Raw genomic sequence first — 24,023 nt, forward strand, 5'->3', positions numbered from 1 at the left:
GCGGGGCCTCAGCCCCAGGCGATGCCGATGATTTCGTAGCCCTTGGCGCCGCCCGGCGCGTTGACTTCGATCATGTCGCCGACTTCCTTGCCGATCAGCGCGCGGGCAATGGGCGAGGAGATGGAGATGCGGCCGGACTTCACGTCGGCTTCCTGGTCGCCGACGATCTGGTAGGTCTTTTCTTCCTCGGTGTCTTCGTCGATCAGCTTGACGGTGGCGCCGAACTTGATCTTGTCGCCGCTCATCTTGGTGAGGTCGATCACCTCGGCGCGGGCGATCAGATCTTCCAATTCGCCGACGCGGCCTTCATTGTGGCTCTGCGCCTCCTTGGCGGCGTGATATTCCGCGTTTTCCGACAGGTCGCCATGCGCGCGCGCTTCGGAAATCGCTTCGATGATCCGCGGGCGCTCTTCCTGCTGGCGCCAGCGCAGCTCCTCGGAGAGCTGTGCAAAACCGCGGGGCGTCATCGGTACCTTTTCTACCATCTCATCGTCCTCAGCATTACCCTGCGCCGGTCGGTCCGGCACAAAAAGAAAACGGTCCCGGAAGCGCAAACTTCAGAACCGTCCAGAAAATCAACTGCCGCCTCTATAGCAGAACTGTCATCGAAAATGCGAGAAAATTATTTTTGCCCGCAGGCGGGAACCTCAGAAGCCACGTTGCGCAAGCGGGTATGGGCGGTGTCGCCGCCGGCGTCAAACCTGACTGGCAGATGAACGGCCCATTCAAAGCCGGTTCAATCGGAACATCGTAAATGGGTTCCATCAGATTTTCCCGGCCGTTGGAGAGCCCCATGAAAAAACTAGTCGTCACCGCATCCGCCGCGCTCATCGCCATCTTGTCGGTGACGGGCGTCGCATCCGCGAGCGATCGCCGGGGCAGCGAGGAAGTTTGGCGTCACCGCGCCGAGCGCGGCGATGGTCATCGCGGTCGGGATCCCGGCTTCCATGACGGAGGTCGTCGCCACGCCGACCGCCACGAGTGGCGCGGCGATCGTCGTTACTGGCGGCATGACGGCTGGCGCTATGGCGGTTATCCCGGTTACTACTGGGGTGGTCCGCGCGTGGTCATCGGCGGTCCCGTATATGTGGCGCCGTATTGCTTCAAGAAGAAGGTTTACCGCACCGACGCCTGGGGCAATGTCTATGTGAAGCGCATCCGCGTCTGCCGGTAACGGCTTGGCCGAGACAGCGACAATGCGGAAGCTGCATCGCCTTGCGCAGATGTGCTTCCGCGATTTCTCGTTGTGGAGTTAGTCATGTCCCTGTCATGAGCAAGCATTAACGGGAAGCGGTTTCCGTTAATGCTTTCAAGGAGAGGGACACTATGCGCAAGCTTATTACAACGCTCGCAGCTGCGACATTTCTCGGTGGCGCCGCTCAGGCGGCCGAGATCTATCCGCTTGACCGCGCGACGATTCTCGTCAATTCGCCTTTCGATTTCAAGGTCGAGTTCGACGCTGTCGTGAAGCCCGAAGACGTCAAGGTGACGGTCAACGGCCAGGACTACAAGGCCGCGCTCGGCGCCGACGCCGCGTTCACCGCTGATGAAAAAGGCAAGGAAGACAAGAGCCTCGGCTCGGCGCTCATCCTCCGCAACGCCAAGATCGCTTCTGCCGGCGCCTATTCGGTCGAAGTGACCGCTGGCAACGACAAGAAGTCGGTGACCTGGGACGTCTACGCCACCGGCTCCGCGCCGAAGGCCAAGAACATCATCTTCATCCTCGGCGACGGCCTCTCCGTCGCGCACCGCACCGGCGCCCGCATCATGTCCAAGGGCATGACCGAGGGTAAGGCGAACGGTCGCCTGAACATGGACGACCTCGATCACATGGCGTTCATCGGCACCTCCGCCACCAATTCCGTCGCCACCGACTCGGCCAACACGATGTCGGCCTACATGACCGGCCACAAGACCGCGATCAACGCGCTCGGCGTCTATGCCGACCGCACGCCCGACACACTCGATGATCCGCGCGTCGAAAACATCGCCGAAGCCGTTCGCCGCATGACCAAGAAGTCGATCGGCGTCGTCTCCACGGCCGAAATCGAAGATGCGACCCCGGCCGCCGTCGTCGCTCATACCCGCAAGCGTGGCGACAAGGCTGATATCGCCGCCATGTTCGAGACGACCAAACCCGACGTCATTCTCGGCGGCGGCTCGGCCTATTTCCTGTCGAAGGAAATCCCAGGCTCCAAGCGCAAGGACGACAAGGACCTGATCAAGACGTTCCAGGCGGACGGCTACGCTTTGGTGACCGACAAGACCCAGCTCTCCGACGCCGCTTCCAAGGACGGAAAGCTGCTCGGCCTGTTCCACACCGGCAACATGGACGTGACGCTCGACCGCGAGTTCCTCAAGAAGGGCACCGTCGAGAAGTTCCCGAACCAGCCGGGTCTCGTCGACATGGCCAAGGTCGCGCTCGAAAAGCTGTCGAAGAATCCGGAAGGTTTCTTCCTGATGGTCGAAGGCGCCTCGGTCGACAAGATGTCGCATCCGATGGACTGGGACCGCGCGCTTTATGAAACCATCGAACTCGACCATGTCGTCGGTCTCGCCCGCGAATTCGCCAAGGCCCATCCGGACACGCTGATCGTCGTCACCGGCGACCATACCCACGGCGTCTCCATCATCGGCACCGTCGATGACGAAAAGCCGGGCGATGACATGCGCGAGAAAGTGGGCGTCTATGCCGACGCTGGCTTCCCGAACTATGAGGACAAGAATGGCGACGGCTATCCCGACAAAGTGGACGTGACCCGCCGTCTGGCCGTGTTCTCTTCGAACTTCCCCGACTATTACGAAACCTTCCGTCCGAAGATGGATGGTCCGTTCGAGCCGGCGATCGAGAACGAGAAGAAGGAATATGTGGCCAACCCGGCCTATAAGGACATTCCTGGCGCGGTCCTGCGCGTCGGCAACCTGCCGCGCAACGCTGAAACCGCCGTCCACGCCGTCGACGACGTCGTGCTCCAGGCCTCCGGTCCGGGCGCGGAAGAGTTCAAGGGCTATATGGAAGAAAGCGACGTCTACAAGGTGCTCGCCGACGCCTTTGCCCTCGGCGCCGCCAAGTAACATCGCTTGACGCGATTTGGGCTCGGGCGACAGGATCGCCCGAGCCGTTTCATTGATCCATTTTCAGGAGGACGCAGTGACGCCAGTTCGTTCGTCTCCAGCGCTCAGCCGCCGCGCCTTCGTCTGCGGCCTCACGCTTTTTCCCATGTTGACCCTCGCCAGACCCTCGCCAGCCGCGACCGCCGAACTGACCTTCGACGAACTCTATGGCAAGATCAGCGTTCTTGGGCTCGAATTCTCCAAAAAGGTCGAGGCGCTCGCCGGCCAGGACGTGCAGATGGGCGGTTTCATGGCGCCGCCGCTGAAGGCCGAGGCGCAATTCTTCGTCCTGACCGAGATCCCCATGTCGATCTGCCCCTTCTGCTCGACGGATTCGGATTGGCCGGACAATATCGTCGTCATCTATCTCGCTGAAAAGCAGACCTTTGTGCAGGGCGGCTCCAAGATCATGGTGTCCGGCCGTCTCGACGTCGGCACCTGGGTGGACCCCGACACGGGCTTCCTTAGCCGTCTGCGCATCCGCGACGCCAGCTACTGGACGGTCTGACGATGCTCGCCCTCAGGATCGAAGATCTGGCGATGACCTATGCCGGTCTCGCTGCCCCGGTGCTCGCGATCGACCGGTTGAGCGTCGCGTCCGGAGAACGCGTGGCGATCACCGGCCCGTCGGGCTCCGGCAAGAGCACGTTCGTCAACCTCGTCACCGGGCTGGAGCGCCTGCCGACGGGGCGGATTGTCTGGGGCGGTCTTGATATCGCCCGGTTGTCCGAAAGCGGCCGCGACCGCTGGCGCGGCGCCAATATCGGCCTGGTGATGCAGGATTTCCATCTGTTCGCCGGCCTTTCCGCCGTCGAGAACGTCTTGCTGCCGGCGCGGCTCGCCCGCGCTGTCGACGCCGGTCTCGCCGACCGCGCCCGCGACCTGATTGCGCGCGTGGGGTTGGGTAGGCCGGAGCAGCGCGTCGAGACCATGTCGCGCGGCGAGATGCAGCGGGTCGCAGTGGCGCGCGCTGCGCTGCGCAAGCCCGGCATCCTGGTCGCCGACGAGCCGACCGCCAGTCTCGATCCCGAGGCGGGGGCGCAGGTCGCCGAGCTCCTGCTCGATTTTGCCCGCGACGAAGGCGCGACGCTCATCGTCGTCTCGCATGATCCTCGATTGACCGAAAGGCTCGACCGCCGCCTGACCTTGCAGGCGGGCCGTGTCTCGTCCGACAGCGCGGAGGGCGGCGCATGATCAGGTTCATCTACGCCGATCTTCGCCGCCTCTGGCTCGGCGCGTTCGCAATCGCATTGATCGTAGCGCTGGCCGTTGCGCTGGGCGTGACGGTGACGCTGCAGGAGCGCGCGCTCCGGCTCGGCAGCGCGCGCGCCGCCGACAAGTTCGATCTGGTGATCGGCGCCGCCGGCAGCGATAACCAACTCGTTCTGTCCAGTGTCTTCCTGCAGGCTTCGGCCCTGCCGCTGATGGACGGCGCCGTTTTGCAAAAGCTTGCCAGGGATCCGCGCGTCGCCTGGGTCGCGCCGATCGGCTTCGGCGACAGCTATCAGCATTATCCGATCGTCGGATCGACCCGGATGCTTGTCGAGAATATCGCGGGCGGCCTCTCCGAAGGCGTCAGCTTCGTCCATGAGGGCGATGCGATCGTCGGCTCGGCCGTCGATCTGCCGCTGGGCGCGACCATCAAGCCGACGCATGGTCTGGCAGAAGAGGGTGGCCATACCCATAGCGAACTCGCCTATATCGTCACGGGCCGGCTGAAGCCGACCGGAACCGCCTGGGATCGAGCGATCCTGGTGCCGATCCAGGCGGTCTGGCATATTCACGGCATGGGCGGAGATCACGACCACGAACACGCCGGAGAAGAGGCCGGACATGACCACGCCGCCGATGACGGAGGCCACGAGCACGCTGCAGAGGACGCGGGCCATGTGGAGGCTGCTCATGTCGACGGCGACGATGACGACCATGACCATGGGCGCGCCGCCCATGCCGAGGCTCCCGTCGACGAAAGCTGGAGCGAGGAGCCGCCCGGCCTGCCGGCGCTGCTCGTCAAGCCCAAGACGATCGCCGACGCCTACAAGCTCAGGCAGGAATATCGCCAGGGCGCGACCCAGGCTGTGTTCCCCGCCGAAGTGCTGACACGTCTCTACGCCACGCTCGGCGACGCCAAGACGGTGCTGGCGGCGGTGGCGGTGGGGTCGCAGGCGCTTGTGGCGGCGGCGCTGCTTCTGGTCACGCTCATGCATGTAACGCAGCGGCGGAAACAGATCGGTGCGTTGCGCGCTTTCGGCGCGCCGCGTGGCGCGCTGTTCGGCATCGTCTGGATCGAGCTGTTCGGACTGATCGCGCTCGGCGTGGCTTCAGGCTTCGGGCTGGGATATCTCGCGGCGCGGGCGATCTCCGGAAGGCTCGAGCGGCAGAGCGGGGTCGCTATGCCGGTCGAATTCCTGCGTGACGATCTGTGGCTGGCGGCGGCGTTGCTCGTCACAGCGGCCGCGTTGGCAGCCATACCGGCCGTTCTCGCCTATCGTCAGTCGCCGGCTGCCGCGTTGCGCGGCTGAACCAGCCTGCCAGCAGACAAAGAAGCGGCGCCGGATCGCTCCGGCGCCGCTCGTCGTTTCAGATGTGGCGCTGTCGCGCGCAGCGATCAGGCGAAATAGGCCTGCAGCGGCTTGACCTCGAGATTGCCGGCCTTCAGCGCCCGAATGGCTTCGGCGGCGGCGAGCGCGCCGGCCATGGTGGTGTAGTAGGGCACCTTCTGCATCAGGGCGGCGCGGCGCAGCGACTTGGAGTCGGAGATCGCCTTGTTGCCGTCTGTGGTGTTGATCACCAGCTGAACCTGACGGTTGCGGATGGCGTCCTCGATATGTGGACGGCCTTCCAGCACCTTGTTGATCTTCACCGACTCGATGCCGTTGGCGGCGAGGAAGCTGCGGGTGCCGCCGGTCGCCAGCACCTTGAAGCCGATCTCGTTGAGGATGCGCATGGCGGGAAGCACCCGTTCCTTGTCGCTGTCGCGCACCGAGACGAAGACGGTGCCGGAGCGCGGCAGCTCGACGCTCGCGCCGAGCTGGCTCTTTGCGAAGGCCAGCGCGAAATCCTTGTCGAGGCCGATGACTTCGCCGGTCGAGCGCATTTCCGGACCCAGCAGCGTGTCGACGCCCGGGAAGCGGGCGAAGGGGAACACGGCTTCCTTGACGGCGATGTGCTTCAGATTGCGGCTGTCCGGCTTCTCCGGCGTATAGGCCGAGAAGGCGACGTCCAGCGCTTCGCCGGCCATGACGCGGGCGGCGATCTTGGCGATCGGCGCGCCGATGGTCTTGGCGACGAAAGGAACGGTGCGCGAGGCGCGCGGATTGACTTCGAGAATATAGATCACGCCGTCCTTGATGGCGTATTGCACATTCATGAAGCCGCCGACATTGAGCGCCTTGGCGAGCGCCTTGGTCTGCACTTCCAGCGCGTCGAGGATTTCCTTGGAGAGCGTGCGCGGCGGCAGCGAGCAGGCCGAGTCGCCGGAATGGATGCCAGCCTCTTCGATATGCTCCATGATGCCGCAGATATAGACGTCCTTGCCATCCGACAGGCAGTCGACATCCACTTCGATGGCGTTGGACAGATAGCTATCGAACAGCAGCGGGTTCTTGCCGAGCAGCGTGTTGATCTGGCCGGTCTTGTCGTTGGGGTAACGCGCCTTGATGTCTTCAGGCACGAGTTCCGGCACGGTGTCGAGCAGATAGGTCTGCAGCTGGCTTTCGGAATGCAGGATCTGCATAGCGCGGCCGCCGAGCACGTAGGACGGGCGCACGACCAGCGGGAAGCCGATTTCGGTGGCGACCAGGCGCGATTGTTCGACCGAATAGGCGATGCCATTCTTCGGCTGGGTCAGATCGAGCTTCATCAACAGCTTCTGGAAGCGGTCGCGGTCTTCGGCCAGATCGATCATGTCGGGCGCGGTGCCGAGGATCGGGATGCCGGCGCGCTCCAGCGCGTCCGCCAGCTTCAGCGGGGTCTGGCCGCCGAACTGCACGATCACGCCGAGAAGTTCGCCTTTCTCCTGCTCGATCTTGAGGATCTCGATGACGTCTTCGGCCGTCAGCGGCTCGAAATAGAGACGATCCGAGGTGTCGTAGTCGGTCGAGACGGTTTCCGGATTGCAGTTGACCATGATCGCTTCGAAGCCCGCATCCTTCAGCGCGAAGGCGGCGTGGCAGCAGCAATAGTCGAATTCGATGCCCTGGCCGATGCGGTTCGGGCCGCCGCCGAGGATCACCACCTTCTTGCGGTCGGAAATCCCGGCTTCCGAACGGGTCGCGCCGGCAAACGGCGTCTCATAGGTGGAGTACATATAGGCGGTGGGCGAGGCGAATTCAGCCGCGCAAGTGTCGATGCGTTTGTAGACGGGGCGGACATTGAGTGCGTTGCGGATTTCCGCGACTTCCTTCGGGCGCTTGCCGGTCAGAGTGGCGAGACGCGCATCGGAGAAGCCCATGGCTTTCAGCTTGCGGAGATTCTGGGCGTCGCCGGGCAGACCATGCTCGCGAATGCGGGCTTCGGTATCGACGATCGCCTTGATCTGGTCGAGGAACCACGGGTCGATCTTGCAGCCGGCATGCACTTCTTCCGGGCTCATGCCGAGGCGCAGCGCTTGCGCCACCATGCGCAGGCGGTCCGGCGTCGGCGTGCCGATGGCGGCGCGGATGGCGTTGTGGTCGTCGCCGTCGCCGAGGCCGGGGATCTCGATCTCGTCGAGGCCGGTCAGGCCGGTTTCGAGCCCGCGCAGCGCCTTCTGCAGGCTTTCCTGGAAGGTGCGGCCGATGGCCATGACCTCGCCGACCGACTTCATCGCCGTGGTCAGCGTCGGCTCGGCGCCCGGGAACTTCTCGAAGGCGAAACGGGGGATCTTGGTGACGACATAGTCGATCGACGGCTCGAAGGAGGCAGGCGTCGCGCCGCCGGTGATGTCGTTTTCCAGTTCGTCGAGCGTGTAGCCGACTGCCAGCTTGGCGGCGATCTTGGCGATCGGGAAGCCGGTGGCCTTGGACGCCAGGGCCGACGAGCGCGACACGCGCGGGTTCATTTCGATGACGATCAGGCGACCGGTTTCCGGATTGACGGCGAACTGCACGTTCGAGCCGCCGGTTTCGACGCCGATCTCGCGCAGCACCGCGATCGAGGCGTTGCGCATGATCTGGTATTCCTTGTCGGTCAGCGTCAGCGCCGGCGCGACGGTGATCGAATCGCCCGTATGGACGCCCATCGGATCGATATTTTCGATCGAGCAGATGATGATGCAGTTGTCCGCCTTGTCGCGGACCACTTCCATTTCATATTCCTTCCAGCCGAGCACGGATTCTTCGATCAGCACTTCGGTGGTGGGCGAGGCGTCGAGGCCGGAATGGACGATGTCGAAGAATTCCGAGCGGTTATAGGCGATGCCGCCGCCGGTGCCGCCCAGCGTGAAGGAGGGGCGAATGATCGCCGGCAGGCCGACATAGTCCAGGGCCTTGGCGCCGATCGCCTGGGCGTGACTCATATAGCGCTGCTTGCGGTCGCTCTCGCCGAGGTTCCACTGGTTTTCGAGTTCGTCGAGCGCGGCGTCGAGTTCATCGCCCGAAAGCTCGGCCTTGAGCTTGGCGCGCTCCGCCTCATGCGCCTTGCGGTCGGCGTCCTTGATCTCGGTGGCGTTGGCCAGCATCGACTTCGGCGTTTCCAGCCCGATCCGGGCCATGGCTTCGCGGAACAAGGCGCGGTCTTCTGCCATGTCGATCGCCGCCGGCTTTGCGCCGATCATCTCGACATTGTAGCGGTCGAGCACGCCCATGCGCTTGAGGGACAGGGCCGTGTTGAGCGCCGTCTGGCCGCCCATGGTCGGCAGAAGCGCGTCCGGGCGCTCCTTGGCGATGATCTTGGCGACGACCTCGGGGGTGATCGGCTCCACATAGGTGGCGTCGGCCAGGTTCGGGTCGGTCATGATGGTGGCCGGGTTCGAGTTGACCAGGATCACTCGATAGCCTTCTTCTTTCAGCGCTTTGCAGGCTTGCGTTCCCGAATAGTCGAATTCGCAGGCCTGTCCGATGACGATCGGACCGGCGCCGATGATGAGAATGGATTTGATATCCTGGCGCTTCGGCATAGAGCTTTCCATCATTTTAGCCTGCGGCAATCGCCGGCTGCGGTAAATTACCGGCCGGGGCGCAGGAGCTTGGGTCTTTAAAGGCTAGAAGCGGCTTATAGGGAATAGTTCCCGGAAACGGAACCCCATAAATCACCCCTCCGGCAGGAAAGTTGGGGACGTCGCCCAACCCGGCGGCGGGGTCTTCTCCATGTAAATCGGATGCGCGCAAAGCTGCCGCATCCTTTGTGGACAGGCCAGTTCGTTCCTTCTCGCTTCGGATCGTTGTTACGGCTTGCGGCGGGCCGCATCGCGGCTATGTAGTTATGCCAAAGACTGTTCGGACTTGCCTTGAAAACTGAAAGCCCAATGCCATGTTGACCGTTCATTATCTCGAAAAATCCCGCGCCCACCGCATCCTCTGGCTTCTGGAGGAGTTGGAGCTGGACTATCAGGTGGTCACCTACAAGCGCGGTCCCGACTATCGCGCGCCGGATACGCTGAAAAAGGTACATCCGCTCGGCAAGTCGCCGGTGCTTGAAGATGAGGGTCTGGTCGTCGCCGAAAGCGGCGCGATTCTGGAATATCTTCTCGAAACCTATGGGGCAGGGCGGCTCAAGCCGGCGGTCGGCACGGCGGAATGGGCGCGCTATCTCTATTGGCTGCATGCGGCGGAGGGTTCGGCGATGCCGCCTCTGGTCATGCGGCTGGTCTTCGCCTCGATCCCCAAGCGCGTGCCCTTCTTCATCCGGCCGGTGGCGGCGATGATATCGAAAGGCGCGATCAAGAGCTTCATCGATCCGCAATTGCGGACGCAGATCGATTACTGGAGCGATGAGCTCGCGCGCGGCGGCTGGTTTGCGGGCGGCGCGTTCACGGCTGCAGACATCGCCATGAGCTATCCGGTCGAGGCTGCTTTGTCGCGGCTGCCGGAGGCCAAAAGCAAGCCCCGACTTCTCGCCTATTCCGAGGCGATCAAGGCGCGACCCGCTTATCGCCGCGCCGAAGCCAAGGTGGGCGACGCAGCCGGCGTTCCGTCCTGAGACACGTCAACCGCGATCGCCGAAGCGGTCGCGGACTTCGGCCGAATAGGTCCGGCTGACCGGAATTTCGGAGCCGTCCGTCAGTTCCAGCACCAGCCGGTTCGATCCGCGCGACAGGCGGCGGACGACATCGTCGGCCACCCAGTGCGAGCGATGCACCTGCAATCCGGGCGTCGCGCCGGTCTCCTTGATGGCGTCGGAGAAGCGCAGCAGGATCAGGTCGCGGCCGCGGCTGGTCACCACTTCCGTATAATGATCCTGCACCGACAGCCTGAGCAGCCGCCCCCGCGTCTCCGGCTTGAGCCGCGCCATGATCGCCGGCGGTTCCAGGGGCTCGCAGGTTGCGACTTCGTTGGGCGGAGGGGCTGTTGGCGATGATTGTTCCGCTTGCTGAAGCGGAGCTGTCTCGGTCCAGCTCGCGGTCAGATAGATCAGCAGACAGAAGAGAATGCACAGGGGCAGCGACACCGCCGTTTGCCGGATGAATTCGTCCAGGGTGACGGGATCGCCCATCAATCCTGACTGCAGAACGACGATCCAGGCGCCGATCGGCGCAGCGGCGAGCGCTGAGCCGATCATCATCCGTGCGAGCTTGTTTTTCAGCAGGCCGGCCAGCGCCCGGTCGGCGACGGCGGAGGCGATGGTGGCGATCGTGAAGGCGGCGCCCTGCAGGAGAAGCCAGAAGGCCAGCCGCTTGACGGCGCCCATCGCCTCCAGCGTGCCGAACGGGCCGGTGATCCAGAAGACGAGCACAACGATGCCCACGGTCAGCCAGTAACGCGGCGACAACAGGGTGGCGTGCAGTTCACGAAGCGTGGATTGCGGCTCCCCGTCACTCACGAAGTTTTCTCCACCTTCACGCAGTTCAGCTTCTCGATTTTCCTCTTCTGCCGAAGAACGGAACGAAATTCAATCGAGGTCTTTCCCATGACGCCAGAACCGCTTCTCGCCGCTCCCCTTGCCGTTCAGATCCATGTCGCAACCGTGCTGCCGTCTGCCGTGATCGGCGCCTTTCTGCTTCTCTGGAGGCGCAAGGGATCGCCCGCGCATCGTTTCCTCGGCCGCCTCTGGGTTATGCTGATGATCGCCAGTTCCATCGCGAGCCTGTTCATCCACGAACTGAACATGTGGCGGGGATACAGCCCGATCCATCTCTTGTCGTTGCTGACCATCGTCGGCTGCATCTATGCGGTGAGGGCGGCGATGCGCGGCAATATCCGCGCCCACAGGCTGGCGATGACGCAGATCTATGTCGGCGGCATCCTGATCGCCGGCGGCTTCACGCTCGCGCCCTACCGCATCATGAACCGGGTATTGATCGAAGGCAGCACGCCCGGCCAGCTCGTCCTGCTGGCGGCGCTGGTGTTCGGGCCGTGGATCGCGTTTCATTTCGTTCAGAAATGGACGAGTGAGATCCATTCGTTGGCGACGATCAAGCCCGAAGGCGCGATGTCGGGTCGCCCACCGATCCGCTGAATAAACGGAAACTCGGCTGTAGGTTGCTTGGATGCGCCCCTGCCGCATGCTATGTCGGTCAAGATCGTTTGATGTCATACAAAGCAAGCGGCAGCGCTGCGGTCCCCGGGGGCCGATGTCGAGGAGTGACCGAAGATGGCGGATCCCTACAAAGTCGTCGCTTTATCCGGGAACGCCGTCATCGACGGACTGCTGAACGGCGCGGCGTGGAGCAAGACCAAGCTGACCTATAGTTTCGGAGCCAGCGACATCAATTCGAATGGCGTCCCCGATATGAACGAAGGCGACTGGAAAGCCTTCTATCGGCAGATTCTCGACAATGTCGAAAGCTTCACCAAACTGCGTTTCACCGAAGTCGCCTCGTCCGGCAACATCAATTTCCTGCTGTTTGAGGGCGGCGGCGGCGAGTCGGGCGTGCCCGGGCCGGGCGCGGTCTCGGTCACCTCGAGCGTAGGCATCGATAAAGATGTCGCCGGGTCGGCGGAGGCGGTGAGGCTCGGGACATTCTCCCTCACCTGGATCCACGAATTCGGCCATGCGCTCGGTTTCAAACATCCGCACGACACGGATACCGGCCCGGCCATGCCGGGCGTCGGCGATCCGGCGAGCCACGGAACGGGCCAGATCAACTCGCAGATCTACACCGTCATGGGCTATACCTCGCCCTATCTCGGCGAGGACAATCCCTTCACCGACGCGGTGGATGTCGGCGCGGAACTCAACGCGCAACCCGGCTCCTTCGGCGCGATCGACATCGCCGCTCTTCAATATATGTATGGGAAGACCGCGCATAACGCCGCCGACACCGTCTACCGCTTCAGCGACGACGTCGATTTCAACAAGGGCTATACGACGATCTGGGACACGGGCGGCGTCGACGAGATCCGTTATGTCGGATCGAGCCGCGTTAAAATCGATCTCCGGGCGGCGACGCTGAAGGCGGAAATCGGCGGCGGCGGCTGGACGTCCACCTCCGAAACGCTCACCGGCGGCTACACCATCGCCAATGGCGTCACCATCGAAAAGGCGAGGGGCGGCTCCAAGGCCGACATTCTCATCGGCAATGCGAGCGCCAATGTGTTGAGCGGTCTCGCCGGCGACGACAGTTTGACCGCCGGCGACGGCGCCGACCGGTTGATCGGCGGCGCCGGCAAGGACAGTCTTTCCGGCGGAGGCGGGGCGGATGTCTTCGTCTTCAAGTCCGCAGATTCGTCGGCCAAGATGTCTTCGGCCGATACGATCAGCGATTTCGGGTCGCGGGACAGGCTGGATTTCAGCGCGTTCGGCTCGGATGTCGACCAGGATCTGTCATTCATCGGCGCCAAGGCTTTCAGCGGCGACGCCGGCGAAATCCGGCTGCGGCATCAGGCGAGCGCGGTTGTCGTCGAGGCGGATCTCGATGGCGACAAGATCGTCGATTTCAGGGTTCGGCTGCTCAACGGACATGAACCCGTTGCGGCGAATTTCGATCTCTGATCGACCTCCTCGTCGCCAGGGAACCGATTGATCGGTCGGGCATTCCATGCGAGGTTCCGCCGGAAATCTACTTGGGGTGCAGCATGGAATGGAAAGGTCGTCGTCAGTCCGACAATGTCGAGGATCATCGCGGCGATAGCGGCGGTCGCATCGGCGGCGATCCCTTTGGCGGCCGGCGGGGGATCAATCTGCCGATCGGCCGCGGCGGCTCGGTCGGTTCGGTGGTGTTCTTCATCGTGGTGATCGTCATCCTGCATTTCATGGGCGTCGATGTCGGCCAATTGCTCGGCGGCGGGTCGACGCAGACGTCGAACTACACCGAGAGCCAGAACGCCCAGCCCGGCCCCAATGACGAGATGAAGGCCTTTGTCGGCACGGTGCTCGCCGAGACCGAAGACGCCTGGAACGGCATTTTCGCCGCTGCCGGCCGGCAATATTCCGAGCCGCGCCTGGTGCTTTTTTCGGGCTCGTTCCCGTCGGCATGCGGCACGGCGAGTTCCGCGACCGGGCCGTTCTATTGCCCGCCGGATCAGAAGGTCTATCTCGACACGGATTTCTTCCGGGAAATGTCGGATCAGTTCGGCGCTTCGGGCGATTTCGCCCAGGCCTATGTGATTGCGCATGAGGTCGGCCATCACGTGCAGAACCTGATCGGCGTGCTGCCGAAGTTCAACCGCGCACGGCAATCCATGAGCGAGACGGAAGCCAACGCCATGTCTGTCCGGGTCGAATTGCAGGCGGATTGCTTTGCGGGGATCTGGGCCAAGTTCACCGACCAGCGCGGGTTGCTCGAAGCCGGAGACATCGACGAGGCGCTTAACGCCGCCCATCAGATCGGCGACGATGCGCTGCAGAAGAAGTCGCAAGGCTATGTCGTGCCCGACAGCTTCACACATGGCTCCTCGGCGCAGCGCGCCAAGTGGTTCCGCCGGGGTTACGAGAGCGGCAAAATGAGCGCCTGCGACACTTTTTCGGGCCGGATCTGATCGGAAGAGGTAAGACGGCCGCCGCGAGACGCCTGGCAGGGGGCAGGAGGCGGCCGTCATGTCCGGATGGAGATAATCCGGACATTTCTGGGCTCAAAGCTCGAAATAGGAGGCCTTGAGCGTGAGGGAATCGTCGAAATGCAGGGCGAAATCGGCGGTCTTGTCGCCGTTGACGTCGGCATAGACATCCGTGCCCGTCGAGGATTTGACGGTGCGCAGTTCGCCGGCGTCGCCGGAGAATTCAGCCGCGCCGATGAAGTCGAACGCCTGGTTCTTCGATTTGGTCGTATCGGCGTCGAGGGCCGAGAGGTCGATGCTGTCGCCGCCCGTGGCAGAGAAGTCGGTGATCGTGTCGAACGAAGCCCCGCGCGAGTCGCTCAGCGCCTTGAACACGAAACTGTCGGCGCCGGCCCCGCCAGTCAGCGCGTCCGCCGCCCCGCCGCCATACAGGCTGTCCTTGCCGGCGTTGCCGGTCAGCGTATCGGCTCCCGCGCCGCCCGACAGCGTGTCGTTGCCGCCGCCGCCGATCAGCGTGTCCTTGCCGCCCAAGCCGGACAGCGTATCGGCCTTGCCGCCGCCCTGATAGCTGTCGGCGCCTGCGCCGCCGGTGAAGTTGACGGATTGGGTCTTGAGATATGCAAGGAAGTCGGAAGCGTCGCCGGTCATCAGGCCGTAGAGAATCTCATGCACGGCGTCGCCGTCAGCGGCGTCGAGGCCGAGATTCTTGAAGGTGAGATCGGTGGTCCCGAGGCTCATCTTGGTGGAAGTCGTGCCATAGCCGGCGGTCACGCCCTCGAGTTCGGAGCCGAAGGCGAGCGTGTCCAGCCGTCCGGTCACGTTATGCGTGGTGAGACTGTAGCTGAGATTGCCGGTGGCTTTCATCGCCGCGCCGCCGGTAAAGGCCGTGTCTTCCTTGGTTTCGGCCAGGCCATATTCCGAGGCGCTGTTCATATTGTTGTAGAAATAGCCGAAATTCATGTTCTGCAGATCGAACATCGCCGGCAGCGTGGAAAAATAGCCGCTCGATCCGACATTCACATTGACGCCGGCGGATGAGCCGACCGTGATGGCAATCGCCATGATCTCGTCTCCTGTTCAGGATTGCTGGACGGCGGGCGCGGCCCGCCGCCGTGTCGTGTTGGGATCAAAGGTCGAAATAGGCCGCCTTCATGGTCATGGCGTCGTCCAGATGCAGGATGAAGTCGGCCTTGCCGTCGCCGTTGCGGTCGGCTTCGATGATCGTGTCGCCCTTGACCTTTTCGAAGCGCAACTCGCCGGCTTGCTTCGAGAAATCGTCGCTGCCGATGAAGGAGAAGGCCTGGTTGCCGCTCTTCTTGCTGTTGGCGTCGATGGCCGAGAGGTCGATCGTGTCGGCGGCGGCGAAGTCGTAGATCGTGTCATAGGTCTTGCCGGCGGAGTCCGAGACGGCGGAGAAGATGAACATATCCGCGCCCTTGCCGCCGGTGAGCTTGTCGGCGCCCGCGCCGCCGGTCAGCTGGTCGACGCCGTCGCCGCCCTGCAGCGTGTCGACGCCTGCGCCGCCTGCGAGCGTGTCGTTGCCCGCCGCGCCCTGCAGGAGATCGGCGCCCGCGCCGCCGTTCAGTTTGTCGACGCCCGTCTGGCCGTAGAGCTTGTCGTCGCCGGCGCCGCCGGTCAGCGCGTCATTGCCGGCGCCGCCCTTGAACGTGTCATTGCCGCCATTGCCCTTCACCGTGTCGTCGAACATCGTGCCGGTATAGGTGTCGGCGCCCGAGGAGCCGAGGAAGGTCTGGGCGTAGGAGGCGAGCAGCGCCTTGACATAGGCGAATTCCGCAGGCGTCGCCTCGTCGGGGCCGTGCATGAAGGCGGAGGCGACCAGATTGACCTCGCCGGAGAGGCGATTGTCTGGCGTCGTGCCGCTTTCGAGGTCGAGGCCGCTGATCGACACTTCAGCGTCGGTCACGCCGTCGGTGGTCGAGCCCGAGCCGAAGACGAGGTCGGTGATGGAGCCGGCCACCACATGCACATCCTCGCCGGTTTCCGGGTCGTTCCAGACATAGGTGAGCGCGCCTCCCACGGAAAGAATGGTCTCTCCATTGCTGTAGAGGAACTCGGAGGATGGATTGCTGGTGTTGTAGCCGGTTCCAGAAGGGTAAAAGTTAGGCAGCCAGTAGCCAAGCTTCGCCCAGTAATCGTCGAGATAGGTGTCCCAGTTCAAGCCGCCATTTTCCCCGGCGGTGAGGGTGTTGGCGTCAATGGTGATGTTGCCGCGCGCCGTGTCGCCCGTCTCAGTGGCGTCGAGCACCTGCACTTCGAAGGTCTTTTCCTGGGTCTCGCCTTCGGAATTCTCGACTTCGATGGTGACGGAATAGCTGTCCTGCTTTTCGTAATCGAGCGCCTTGTTGGTGACGAGATAATAGCGGGTCTCGCCATCGACCACGCGGGTCTTGAGCGAGAAGGCGCCATCGGCGTCATCGGTGAGTTCGGCGCTGACCGGCACGAAGGAATCGTCGAACTTCATGACATAGCCGAGTTCCTGGCCCTTCTCCGCCGCTTCGGTGACCGAGAGATAGTTGTAGCCGGTCGGCGAGGAACTGAGCTTGAAATATTCCTCTTCGGCGGTGACGCTGATGGTCTCGGTGGTAGCAGCGCCATTGCTATCGGTGGCGGTCACGACGAGGTCATAGACGCCGCCGGAACTTTCGTGATCCAGCGTCCACTTGAGCACGACGTTGACCGTGCCGTCGTCATTTTCGACGAGGTCGAAATAAGTGTCATTGTCGCCCTTGCCGCTTTCCAGCGACCAGGTGATCGCATCGCCCTCGGCGTCGGTGGCCGAAAGCGTGCCGACCACGAAGCCGACGCGGGCGGATTCCTTCAGCGTGGCGTTGGAAATGGCGATGTCGGTGGGGGCGGTGTTCTCAAATACGTCGCCGACCGCCACGGTCAGGGTCTGGGTGGTGGTGTTGTAGCCGTCATATGCCTGAACCTCGATCTCGTAGGACGAAGCCTGTTCATAATCGAGCGCGCCATTGAGCACGAGCGAGGTGACGCCGTCGGTGGTGACGAGGGTAAATTGGCCGTCGGCGTCGTCTGTCAGCGTATAGGTGATGGCGTCGCCTTCGGCGTCGGTGGCGGCCAGCGCGCCGATCACGGTTCCAAGGGCGGCGTCCTCCGACACGGTCGACGTGGTCAGAGATATCGCCTCGGGGGCTTCGTTGATGGTGATGTCGATATCGACGGTTGCTTCTTCCGTCCATTCACCGCCGTAGAGATAGAAGTAGGTGTTCAGCAGATCGAGCGCGGTGGCGTCGATGTCTTTGGTTGCCACCAACTGTAATGTGACGCTGGTTTCCCCGGAAAAGTCCATTTCGCCACTGCCGGTCCGGCTTCCATAAACAATTGTCAGGCCCGCCACGGTCGCTATGGAATTCGTATCGTATCCATAAAGCGCAAGATAGTTGACGCCGCCGGAATTTTCGATCGTCACCGTTGCGACGGTCTCGCCCGCCGCAATGGTTTCCGCCCAGGTCGTCTGGTCGATGGTGATGGTGAAATTGCCGTTGGTGTAGGTGGTGGACATCGAGGACTCCCGGAATTGGCGGAAAGAGCTCTTCCGGTGACGCCCGTTCATCGGAAGAACTGTAATCTTTGGTTTTCACGTAAGCCCGGCAAAACCGTTTTGCGGCTCTGCCGGACTTGCAAGAGGCGAAGACGGAAAAAGGCGCGAGCCTGGGCCCGCGCCTTCGATGGTTATGCGAACAGGAAATCGCCGCTGTCGACTACGCCGGTCACCGAGGTGGCGGCGACGGCGAAATCGGCCGTGGCGTCGCCATCGGTGTCGGCATAGAATTTGCCGGCGGCGCTGTCGTACCACAGGCTGTCGGCGGCGGCGGTGGAGCCGCTATAGCCGCCGCTCAGGCCGAGGGCGCTGACATCGAGCTTGTCAACGCCTCCCGAAACGCCACCAGCAACGAACTGCGTGATCGTGTCGGAGGCGCTCACCGTACTGTCGGAGGCTGCGGCGAAGACAAACGTGTCATTGCCTGCCCCGCCGGTCAGCGCATCCGCGCCGCCGCCGCCGGCCAGGGTGTCATTGCCGTTGTTGCCGTTCAGCGTGTCGGCCTGGCTGCCGCCCTGATAGGCGTCGGCGACAGCGCCGCCATTGAAGGTGACGGCGTTGTTGGAGAGCCATGTCTCCAGCGCCTCTTCATTTCCGTTCATCAGGCCGTAGAGCACGGTGGTCGCATCCGCGCCGCTCATATTGAGGTCCGAGAGCGTCACATCGGTGGAGACGAGCGAGACGTCGGAGGACGAATAACCGGTGCCGGCGGCGGTGATGCCGCTGAGGCCGGTGCCGAAGGCCAGCGAATCGACGGTGCCGGTGAAGGTGCCGCGGCTGTAGTTGAAGTTGCCGTTGACGATCCAGGCGGAGCCGTCGTCATAAACGCCGTCGCCGTCATTGTCGGCGGTGGCGATCGAATATTCCGTCGCGCTGTTATAGGCGCCAGAGGCATTGGCGGCGACGTTGAAATAGCCGAACTGGCCGGTGGCCGAATTGAAGCCGTCGCCGACCGTGTCGAGATAGTTGCTAGCGCCGTAGTTGAAGTTCACACCCGATGTGCTGTTGACTGTCGCAGTCGCCATTGTCGTGTCTCCTTGGTGTTTTTAAAATTGTTCGGCTTGCGCTTTCATGCTCCGCCGACAGCGCGCGAGAGCAGGCGCGCAATGGTTATGATTGATTTCTGTTTTTCTAAAATATTGAATTATAAACATAAATACTTCTCCGTTCGCGCGGGAGATCCCTTTCGGGCGCCTGCGCGTCGACGCGCTTTCACGCGCGGCGAAGCCACGGCAAAAGCAGGAATTGCACTATGACGGATAGGCTTGCTGGCGTATGAACGGCGGTAACGCTTCCATCGAAGCGACGGCGTTCGCTGTGGCTGGCTCAACCTCTGCGCGTTAACTAAACTAACATGACTTTTGGAGTCAACTAAATAATCGCACAAAAATTGCGCTTATTGCCTGCTGCTCGCACAACGGATTGATGTCGCTGTCATAATAGCTTATTTGAAAATAAACATCGTTCTCATTATGTTCTTTAAGCCGCGAATCATCCCGCTCCGGAGGCCGCATGCTCGACGAAAAGAAGGCCCGGCTCGGGCTTTGGCTGGTGTTCTTCATCCTGCTGATGGATATGATGGGCATCGCGCTGATCATGCCTGTGATGCCAGCCTTCCTGAAGGAACTGACCGGCGCCGACGCCAGCCATGCCGTGCTCGAAGGCAGTTGGCTGTTCATCGCCTATTCCGGCATGCAATTCCTGTTCGGCGCCTTTATCGGCAATCTCAGCGACCGATTCGGCCGGCGCCCGGTGCTGCTCGCCTCGGTTTTCACTTTCGCCGTCGACAATCTCATCTGCGCGCTGGCCGGCAGCTATGGCATGCTGTTCGTGGGCCGCATTCTCGCCGGCATTTCCGGCGCCAGCTACGCCACGGCCTCGGCCTATATCGCCGACATTTCCAATGACGAAAACCGCTCGCGCAATTTCGGCCTTGTCGGCATTTCCTTCGGGGTCGGCTTCACGCTCGGTCCCGTCATCGGCGGCTTTCTCGGCGAATTCGGCCCGCGCGTGCCGTTCTACGCCGCAGCCGGCATCGCCTTTCTCAACTTTGCCATTGCGCTTTTCGCGCTGCCGGAAACCTTGCCGGCTTCCATGCGCCGGCCCTTCGATCTCAAGCGCGCCAATCCGCTCGGCGGGCTGATGCAATTGCGCCATTACAAGGGCATCGGCTGGATCGCCACGGTGATGGTGCTGTTCTGGCTCGCCCATGTCGTCTACCCGATCGCCTGGCCCTTCGTCGCCGATTACCGCTATGGCTGGAGCCAGGGCATGATCGGCCTGTCGCTCGGCGCCTTCGGGGTGATGAGCGCGCTGGTGATGGGGCTGGTGCTGCCGCGCATCGTCAAGCGTTATGGCGACTGGCGGGCCGGCGTCATCGGCCTGTTCTTCTGCATGGCCGGCTTTTTCGGCTACGCCTTCGCCTGGGAAGGCTGGATGGTGTTTGCGATCATCTTCCTCTGCTGCCTGGAAAGCATCACCGATCCGGTGCTCCGGTCGATTTCGGCGGCGGGCGTGCATCCGTCCATGCAGGGCGAGTTGCAGGGCACGCTGACCAGCCTGTCGAGCGTCACCTCGATCATCGGCCCCTATATCTTCTCCAGCCTGTTCAGCGCCTTCACCGGACCTTCGGCCCCGATCGAGTTTCCCGGCGCGCCCTATGCGGCGGCGGGGCTGATGTCTTTGGCGGGGCTGGTCATCTTCATGCTCTATGTGCGGCCGCCGCGGGGCGGCGCTGTTGCGCCCACGCTTCACGGCCATTGAGGGCACTCATTCATTCTCGTGACGCATCGGCGGCGCGACTGGCCTGCCGCGCGGTTTTCCGCTAGCAAGCGACGCGTCAAGGAGATGGATCATGGAACAGGCGATCACCCGCGCGCCGCAGACGGATTTCGGCAACAACAGCTGGCTCGGCCATGTCAGGGCGACCGTGATGCTCGGCGTGCCCCTGGTCGGCGCGCAGCTCGCCCAGCTCGGCATTCACCTGACCGACGTCTTCGTGATCGGCCGATTGGGCACAGATGAGCTCGCCTCGATCGTGCTGGCCGGGCAGTATTTCTTCACGCTGTTCATCTTCGGCACCGGTTTCGCCGCCGCCGTGGTGCCGCTCGCCGCCCAGGCTTTCGCGCGCGGCGATGGCGTGGCGCTGCGCCGCTCCGTCCGCATGGGGCTCTGGACCGCCATCGCCTATGGCGTGGTGGTGGCGCCGGCGATCCTGCATGCCGAAACGGCGTTGATCTGGGCGGGACAGAATCCGCATCTCGCCAAACTCGCCGGCGATTATCTCGCCGTCGCCGGCTGGGGCGTGCTGCCGGCGCTGTTCTTCATGGTGCTGCGCTCTTTCCTGAGCGCGGTCGGCCATGCCGGGATCATTCTCTATGTCACCATCGTCATCCTGATCTTCAACGGCTTCTTCGCCTATGGCCTGGTGCTCGGTCATTTCGGCATGCCGGCGCTCGGCATGTACGGCGCCTCGGTCGTGGCGCTGGCGGCCAATATTCTCGGCCTCGTGCTCACCATCGCCTATATTCAGTGGCGGCCGGATCTCAGCGCCTATGAACTGTTCGTGCGCTTCTGGCGGCCGGACTGGCGCATGCTCGGGGAAGTCGTACATCTGGGACTGCCGATCAGCTTCACCATTCTCGCCGAGGTCAGCCTGTTCACCGGCGCATCGCTGCTGATGGGCTGGATCGGCACGGTGGAGCTCGCCGCCCATGGCATCGCGCTGCAATGGGCCTCGGTCGCCTTCATGATTCCGCTCGGCCTGGCGCAGGCCGCCACCGTGCGCATCGGGCTTGCGGTAGGGGCGGGCGATCACCTGGCGCTGACCCGCGCCTCCTGGGTGGTGGTGGGCCTATCCGTGGTGTTCTCGGCCATCGGCGGTTTGTTGTTCTTCTTCTATCCGCGCGAACTGGCCGCGCTCTATCTCGACGCCAGCAAGCCGGAAGCGGAGGCTGTGCTGGCTTACGCCACCGGCCTCGTGGTCATCGCCGGCCTGTTCCAGATGGCCGACGGGTTGCAGGCGATCGCCGCCGGCCTGCTGCGCGGCGTCAAGGATACGCGCGCGCCGATGTGGCTGGCGCTGATCTCCTATTGGCCGATCGGCTTTCTTCTCGCCTATGTGCTGGCGTTCCCGGCCGGGATGGGCGGAACCGGCGTCTGGATCGGCTTCCTGGTCGGCCTCGTCGCCGCCTCGGTGCTGTTGCTCGGGCGCTATGCGATGATGGTCCGGCGTATGGCGCCGGCCGTCTGAGACAGGGTAGGGATCACACGAAAACGCCGCGCCGGGATTGTCCGACGCGGCATTTTTCATGGGATCGCGATGTCCGTCTCAGCGCTCGGCGAGAGCCGGCTCGCCCTTCTTCTCGTTGATGAGATTGACGAAGCGGCGGAAGAGATAATGGCTGTCCTGCGGGCCGGGCGAGGCTTCCGGGTGATGCTGCACCGAAAACACCGGCTTGCCCTTGATGCGCAGGCCGCAATTGGTGCCGTCGAACAGCGACACATGCGTTTCTTCCACATCCGCGGGCAACGACTTGGCGTCGACGGCGAAGCCGTGGTTCATCGAGACGATCTCGACCTTGCCGGTGGTGTGATCCTTGACCGGATGATTGGCGCCGTGATGGCCCTGATGCATCTTTTCGGTCTTGGCGCCGACGGCGAGGCCGAGCATCTGGTGTCCCAGGCAAATGCCGAACATGGGAATGCCGGTGTCGATGAGATTGCGGATCACCGGCACGGCGTATTCGCCGGTGGCGGCGGGATCGCCGGGGCCGTTGGACAGGAAGACGCCGTCCGGCTTCTGCGCCAGAACGTCTTCGGCCGTCGCCGTCGCCGGCAGCACCGTGACCTTGCAATCCAGGCCGGCGAAAAGGCGGAGAATGTTGCGCTTGACGCCGAAATCCAGGCAGACGACGTGATGCTTGGCGTCGGCGGCGTCGAGTTCGGAATAGCCTTCGTTCCAGACCCAGGGCTTTTCCGTCCATTGCGAGGACTGACCGGAGGTCGCTTCCTTGGCGAGGTCGAGGCCTTCGAGGCCGCTCCAGGCCTTTGCCTCGGCCTTCAACGCCTCAATGTCGAAGTCGCCGTTCGGATCATGGGCGATCACCGCATTCGGCGCGCCATGCTCGCGGATCCAGGCGGTGAGCGCGCGGGTGTCGATGCCGGCCATGCCGATGACGCCGCGCGCCTTCAGCCAGGCGTCGAGATGCTTGGCCGAGCGGTAGTTCGAGGGATCGGTGATGTCGGCCTTGAAGATGACGCCGACCGCGCCGCGGCGGGCCGCCGGCGTCAGGTCCTCGATGTCTTCGTCATTGGCGCCGATATTGCCGATGTGAGGGAAGGTGAAGGTGACGATCTGGCCCAGATAGGAGGGATCGGTGAGGATCTCCTGGTAACCGGTCAGCGCCGTGTTGAAGCAGACTTCCGCCTGGGTTCGGCCCGTCGCGCCGATGCCCTTGCCTTCGATGACGGTGCCATCGGCAAGAACGAGGAGGGCGGTGGGTTTTTCTGTGGTCCAGCCAGGCGTGCTCATGGTGCTCCGTTCCGGCAGGCGGGCCTGCCTCGTGCTCGCAGGGAAAGGCGCACGGTTCTGATCCCCGTGTTGCCGCGCTTTCCCCTTGTCATGGTGTTTGGCGGAAAATAGTGAGGCGACCCATTGCGGTCAATGCTTGAGCCGGTTTTCCCTCCAATTATTTCTCTCGAAAATTCAAGGGGATGGGTCTTTGCGTTGCATTTTTCGCCTTAAAGCCCCATAAGCGGCGCACTTTCCCAAGGAGAATCCGCATGCGCGAAAAACTGATGACCGCCCTCAAAGAGGCGATGAAGAGCAAGGAAACCACGCGCGTCAACACGATCCGCATGGTGCAATCGGCGATCAAGGATCTCGAAATCGCCAACCGCACCAAGGCGGATGCGACGGTGACCGACGGCGACATCGCCCAGCTTCTCTCCAAGCTCGTCAAGCAGCGCGAGGAATCCGCCAAGGTCTATGACGAAGGCGGCCGCCCGGAACTCGCCGCCAAGGAGCGCGAGGAAATCGCCATCATCACCGGCTTCATGCCCAAGCAGCTCTCCGACGACGAGGTGACCGAGGCCATCAAGGCGGCGATCGCGGAAACCGGCGCGGCCAGCATCAAGGACATGGGCAAGGTCATGGCGGTGCTTAAGGACCGCTTCCCCGGCCAGATGGACTTCGCCAAGGCGTCGGGGCAGATCAAGGCGCAGCTGGGGTGAGGTGCGTATGGACGAGG

The 24,023-nt window shown here is 63.0% G+C and carries 19 protein-coding genes; 12 read left to right on the forward strand and 7 right to left on the reverse strand.

What is annotated here, in order from left to right; genetic code table 11:
• Positions 1-8: 8 nt before the first annotated feature.
• Positions 9-485 carry a transcription elongation factor GreA gene (greA, locus tag E8Q41_RS12170; protein WP_137155816.1) on the reverse strand — a complete coding sequence of 159 codons (477 nt, stop codon included), beginning with the start codon at positions 483-485 and terminating at the stop codon, positions 9-11.
• 308 nt (positions 486-793) lie between these two features.
• Between greA and E8Q41_RS12175 the strand changes: the two genes are divergently transcribed.
• From E8Q41_RS12175 to E8Q41_RS12195, 5 genes are all read left to right on the forward strand, one after another.
• Entirely contained in the window at positions 794-1,174 is a 381-nt protein-coding gene (locus E8Q41_RS12175; RefSeq protein WP_137155817.1) for a hypothetical protein, read from the forward strand.
• 152 nt (positions 1,175-1,326) lie between these two features.
• A complete protein-coding gene (locus E8Q41_RS12180; protein WP_137155818.1) occupies positions 1,327-3,075 on the forward strand; it encodes an alkaline phosphatase in 1,749 nt (582 codons plus the stop codon).
• A 145-nt stretch (positions 3,076-3,220) separates the two neighbouring features.
• Positions 3,221-3,622, forward strand: a complete 402-nt coding sequence (locus E8Q41_RS12185) for a hypothetical protein (RefSeq protein ID WP_137155875.1) — start codon at positions 3,221-3,223, stop codon at positions 3,620-3,622.
• 2 nt (positions 3,623-3,624) lie between these two features.
• Positions 3,625-4,308 (forward strand): ATP-binding cassette domain-containing protein, encoded by a 684-nt coding sequence (locus tag E8Q41_RS12190; RefSeq protein ID WP_137155819.1) that lies wholly within the window; start codon positions 3,625-3,627, stop codon positions 4,306-4,308.
• A complete protein-coding gene (locus E8Q41_RS12195) occupies positions 4,305-5,636 on the forward strand; it encodes an ABC transporter permease (protein ID WP_137155820.1) in 1,332 nt (443 codons plus the stop codon). Before E8Q41_RS12190 ends, E8Q41_RS12195 begins: the two co-directional genes overlap by 4 nt.
• Before the next feature lie 86 nt (positions 5,637-5,722).
• Here the strand turns inward: E8Q41_RS12195 and carB are convergent, their stop codons facing one another.
• On the reverse strand, positions 5,723-9,211 hold the full coding sequence (gene carB, locus E8Q41_RS12200) for a carbamoyl-phosphate synthase large subunit (protein ID WP_137155821.1): 3,489 nt from the start codon (positions 9,209-9,211) through the stop codon (positions 5,723-5,725).
• A gap of 353 nt (positions 9,212-9,564) precedes the next feature.
• Between carB and E8Q41_RS12205 the strand changes: the two genes are divergently transcribed.
• Positions 9,565-10,233 (forward strand): glutathione S-transferase, encoded by a 669-nt coding sequence (locus tag E8Q41_RS12205; protein ID WP_137155822.1) that lies wholly within the window; start codon positions 9,565-9,567, stop codon positions 10,231-10,233.
• A 6-nt stretch (positions 10,234-10,239) separates the two neighbouring features.
• Here E8Q41_RS12205 and E8Q41_RS12210 read toward each other — a convergent pair whose 3' ends face one another.
• Positions 10,240-11,073: a LytTR family DNA-binding domain-containing protein gene (locus E8Q41_RS12210; RefSeq protein ID WP_137155823.1), complete on the reverse strand. Its 834-nt coding sequence runs from the start codon at positions 11,071-11,073 to the stop codon at positions 10,240-10,242.
• A gap of 87 nt (positions 11,074-11,160) precedes the next feature.
• Here E8Q41_RS12210 and E8Q41_RS12215 point away from each other — a divergent pair, with 87 nt between their 5' ends.
• From E8Q41_RS12215 to E8Q41_RS12225, 3 genes are all read left to right on the forward strand, one after another.
• On the forward strand, positions 11,161-11,709 hold the full coding sequence (locus E8Q41_RS12215; protein WP_137155824.1) for a DUF2306 domain-containing protein: 549 nt from the start codon (positions 11,161-11,163) through the stop codon (positions 11,707-11,709).
• Positions 11,710-11,844: 135 nt separating this feature from the next.
• Positions 11,845-13,185: a M10 family metallopeptidase C-terminal domain-containing protein gene (locus tag E8Q41_RS26120; protein ID WP_137155825.1), complete on the forward strand. Its 1,341-nt coding sequence runs from the start codon at positions 11,845-11,847 to the stop codon at positions 13,183-13,185.
• A gap of 83 nt (positions 13,186-13,268) precedes the next feature.
• Complete coding sequence (locus E8Q41_RS12225; protein WP_137155826.1) at positions 13,269-14,171, forward strand: neutral zinc metallopeptidase; 903 nt, start codon at positions 13,269-13,271, stop codon at positions 14,169-14,171.
• Positions 14,172-14,264: 93 nt separating this feature from the next.
• Here E8Q41_RS12225 and E8Q41_RS12230 read toward each other — a convergent pair whose 3' ends face one another.
• From E8Q41_RS12230 to E8Q41_RS26125, 3 genes are all read right to left on the reverse strand, one after another.
• A complete protein-coding gene (locus E8Q41_RS12230) occupies positions 14,265-15,251 on the reverse strand; it encodes a heme acquisition protein HasA (protein WP_137155827.1) in 987 nt (328 codons plus the stop codon).
• 64 nt (positions 15,252-15,315) lie between these two features.
• Positions 15,316-17,733: a cadherin domain-containing protein gene (locus E8Q41_RS12235; RefSeq protein ID WP_170976464.1), complete on the reverse strand. Its 2,418-nt coding sequence runs from the start codon at positions 17,731-17,733 to the stop codon at positions 15,316-15,318.
• A 170-nt stretch (positions 17,734-17,903) separates the two neighbouring features.
• A complete protein-coding gene (locus E8Q41_RS26125; protein ID WP_137155829.1) occupies positions 17,904-18,797 on the reverse strand; it encodes a calcium-binding protein in 894 nt (297 codons plus the stop codon).
• A gap of 487 nt (positions 18,798-19,284) precedes the next feature.
• Here E8Q41_RS26125 and E8Q41_RS12245 point away from each other — a divergent pair, with 487 nt between their 5' ends.
• Together E8Q41_RS12245 and E8Q41_RS12250 are read left to right on the forward strand one after the other, a co-directional pair.
• Positions 19,285-20,535 carry a TCR/Tet family MFS transporter gene (locus tag E8Q41_RS12245; protein ID WP_137155830.1) on the forward strand — a complete coding sequence of 417 codons (1,251 nt, stop codon included), beginning with the start codon at positions 19,285-19,287 and terminating at the stop codon, positions 20,533-20,535.
• A gap of 91 nt (positions 20,536-20,626) precedes the next feature.
• Complete coding sequence (locus E8Q41_RS12250; RefSeq protein ID WP_137155831.1) at positions 20,627-22,024, forward strand: MATE family efflux transporter; 1,398 nt, start codon at positions 20,627-20,629, stop codon at positions 22,022-22,024.
• A 78-nt stretch (positions 22,025-22,102) separates the two neighbouring features.
• On the opposite strand, the gene carA is transcribed toward E8Q41_RS12250, so the two are convergent.
• Positions 22,103-23,305, reverse strand: coding sequence for a glutamine-hydrolyzing carbamoyl-phosphate synthase small subunit (gene carA / locus E8Q41_RS12255; protein WP_137155832.1), 1,203 nt, complete (start codon positions 23,303-23,305; stop codon positions 22,103-22,105).
• Between the two features lie 251 nt (positions 23,306-23,556).
• Here carA and E8Q41_RS12260 point away from each other — a divergent pair, with 251 nt between their 5' ends.
• Complete coding sequence (locus tag E8Q41_RS12260) at positions 23,557-24,006, forward strand: GatB/YqeY domain-containing protein (RefSeq protein ID WP_137155833.1); 450 nt, start codon at positions 23,557-23,559, stop codon at positions 24,004-24,006.
• The last annotated feature ends 17 nt before the right edge of the window (positions 24,007-24,023 follow it).

Origin of the sequence: Rhizobium sp. FKL33 (genome assembly GCF_005222915.1) — a bacterium.
Classification (GTDB): Bacteria; Pseudomonadota; Alphaproteobacteria; order Rhizobiales; family Rhizobiaceae; genus Rhizobium_E.

What these genes read in the sequence shown, in the direction of transcription:
- greA (WP_137155816.1), bottom strand. Translation starts at nt 485, where the DNA reads ATGGTAGAAAAGGTACCGATGACGCCCCGCGGTTTTGCACAGCTCTCC.
- E8Q41_RS12175 (WP_137155817.1), top strand. Translation starts at nt 794, where the DNA reads ATGAAAAAACTAGTCGTCACCGCATCCGCCGCGCTCATCGCCATCTTG.
- E8Q41_RS12180 (WP_137155818.1), top strand. Translation starts at nt 1,327, where the DNA reads ATGCGCAAGCTTATTACAACGCTCGCAGCTGCGACATTTCTCGGTGGC.
- E8Q41_RS12185 (WP_137155875.1), top strand. Translation starts at nt 3,221, where the DNA reads ATGTTGACCCTCGCCAGACCCTCGCCAGCCGCGACCGCCGAACTGACC.
- E8Q41_RS12190 (WP_137155819.1), top strand. Translation starts at nt 3,625, where the DNA reads ATGCTCGCCCTCAGGATCGAAGATCTGGCGATGACCTATGCCGGTCTC.
- E8Q41_RS12195 (WP_137155820.1), top strand. Translation starts at nt 4,305, where the DNA reads ATGATCAGGTTCATCTACGCCGATCTTCGCCGCCTCTGGCTCGGCGCG.
- carB (WP_137155821.1), bottom strand. Translation starts at nt 9,211, where the DNA reads ATGCCGAAGCGCCAGGATATCAAATCCATTCTCATCATCGGCGCCGGT.
- E8Q41_RS12205 (WP_137155822.1), top strand. Translation starts at nt 9,565, where the DNA reads ATGTTGACCGTTCATTATCTCGAAAAATCCCGCGCCCACCGCATCCTC.
- E8Q41_RS12215 (WP_137155824.1), top strand. Translation starts at nt 11,161, where the DNA reads ATGACGCCAGAACCGCTTCTCGCCGCTCCCCTTGCCGTTCAGATCCAT.
- E8Q41_RS26120 (WP_137155825.1), top strand. Translation starts at nt 11,845, where the DNA reads ATGGCGGATCCCTACAAAGTCGTCGCTTTATCCGGGAACGCCGTCATC.
- E8Q41_RS12225 (WP_137155826.1), top strand. Translation starts at nt 13,269, where the DNA reads ATGGAATGGAAAGGTCGTCGTCAGTCCGACAATGTCGAGGATCATCGC.
- E8Q41_RS12230 (WP_137155827.1), bottom strand. Translation starts at nt 15,251, where the DNA reads ATGGCGATTGCCATCACGGTCGGCTCATCCGCCGGCGTCAATGTGAAT.
- E8Q41_RS12235 (WP_170976464.1), bottom strand. Translation starts at nt 17,733, where the DNA reads ATGTCCACCACCTACACCAACGGCAATTTCACCATCACCATCGACCAG.
- E8Q41_RS26125 (WP_137155829.1), bottom strand. Translation starts at nt 18,797, where the DNA reads ATGGCGACTGCGACAGTCAACAGCACATCGGGTGTGAACTTCAACTAC.
- E8Q41_RS12245 (WP_137155830.1), top strand. Translation starts at nt 19,285, where the DNA reads ATGCTCGACGAAAAGAAGGCCCGGCTCGGGCTTTGGCTGGTGTTCTTC.
- E8Q41_RS12250 (WP_137155831.1), top strand. Translation starts at nt 20,627, where the DNA reads ATGGAACAGGCGATCACCCGCGCGCCGCAGACGGATTTCGGCAACAAC.
- carA (WP_137155832.1), bottom strand. Translation starts at nt 23,305, where the DNA reads ATGAGCACGCCTGGCTGGACCACAGAAAAACCCACCGCCCTCCTCGTT.
- E8Q41_RS12260 (WP_137155833.1), top strand. Translation starts at nt 23,557, where the DNA reads ATGCGCGAAAAACTGATGACCGCCCTCAAAGAGGCGATGAAGAGCAAG.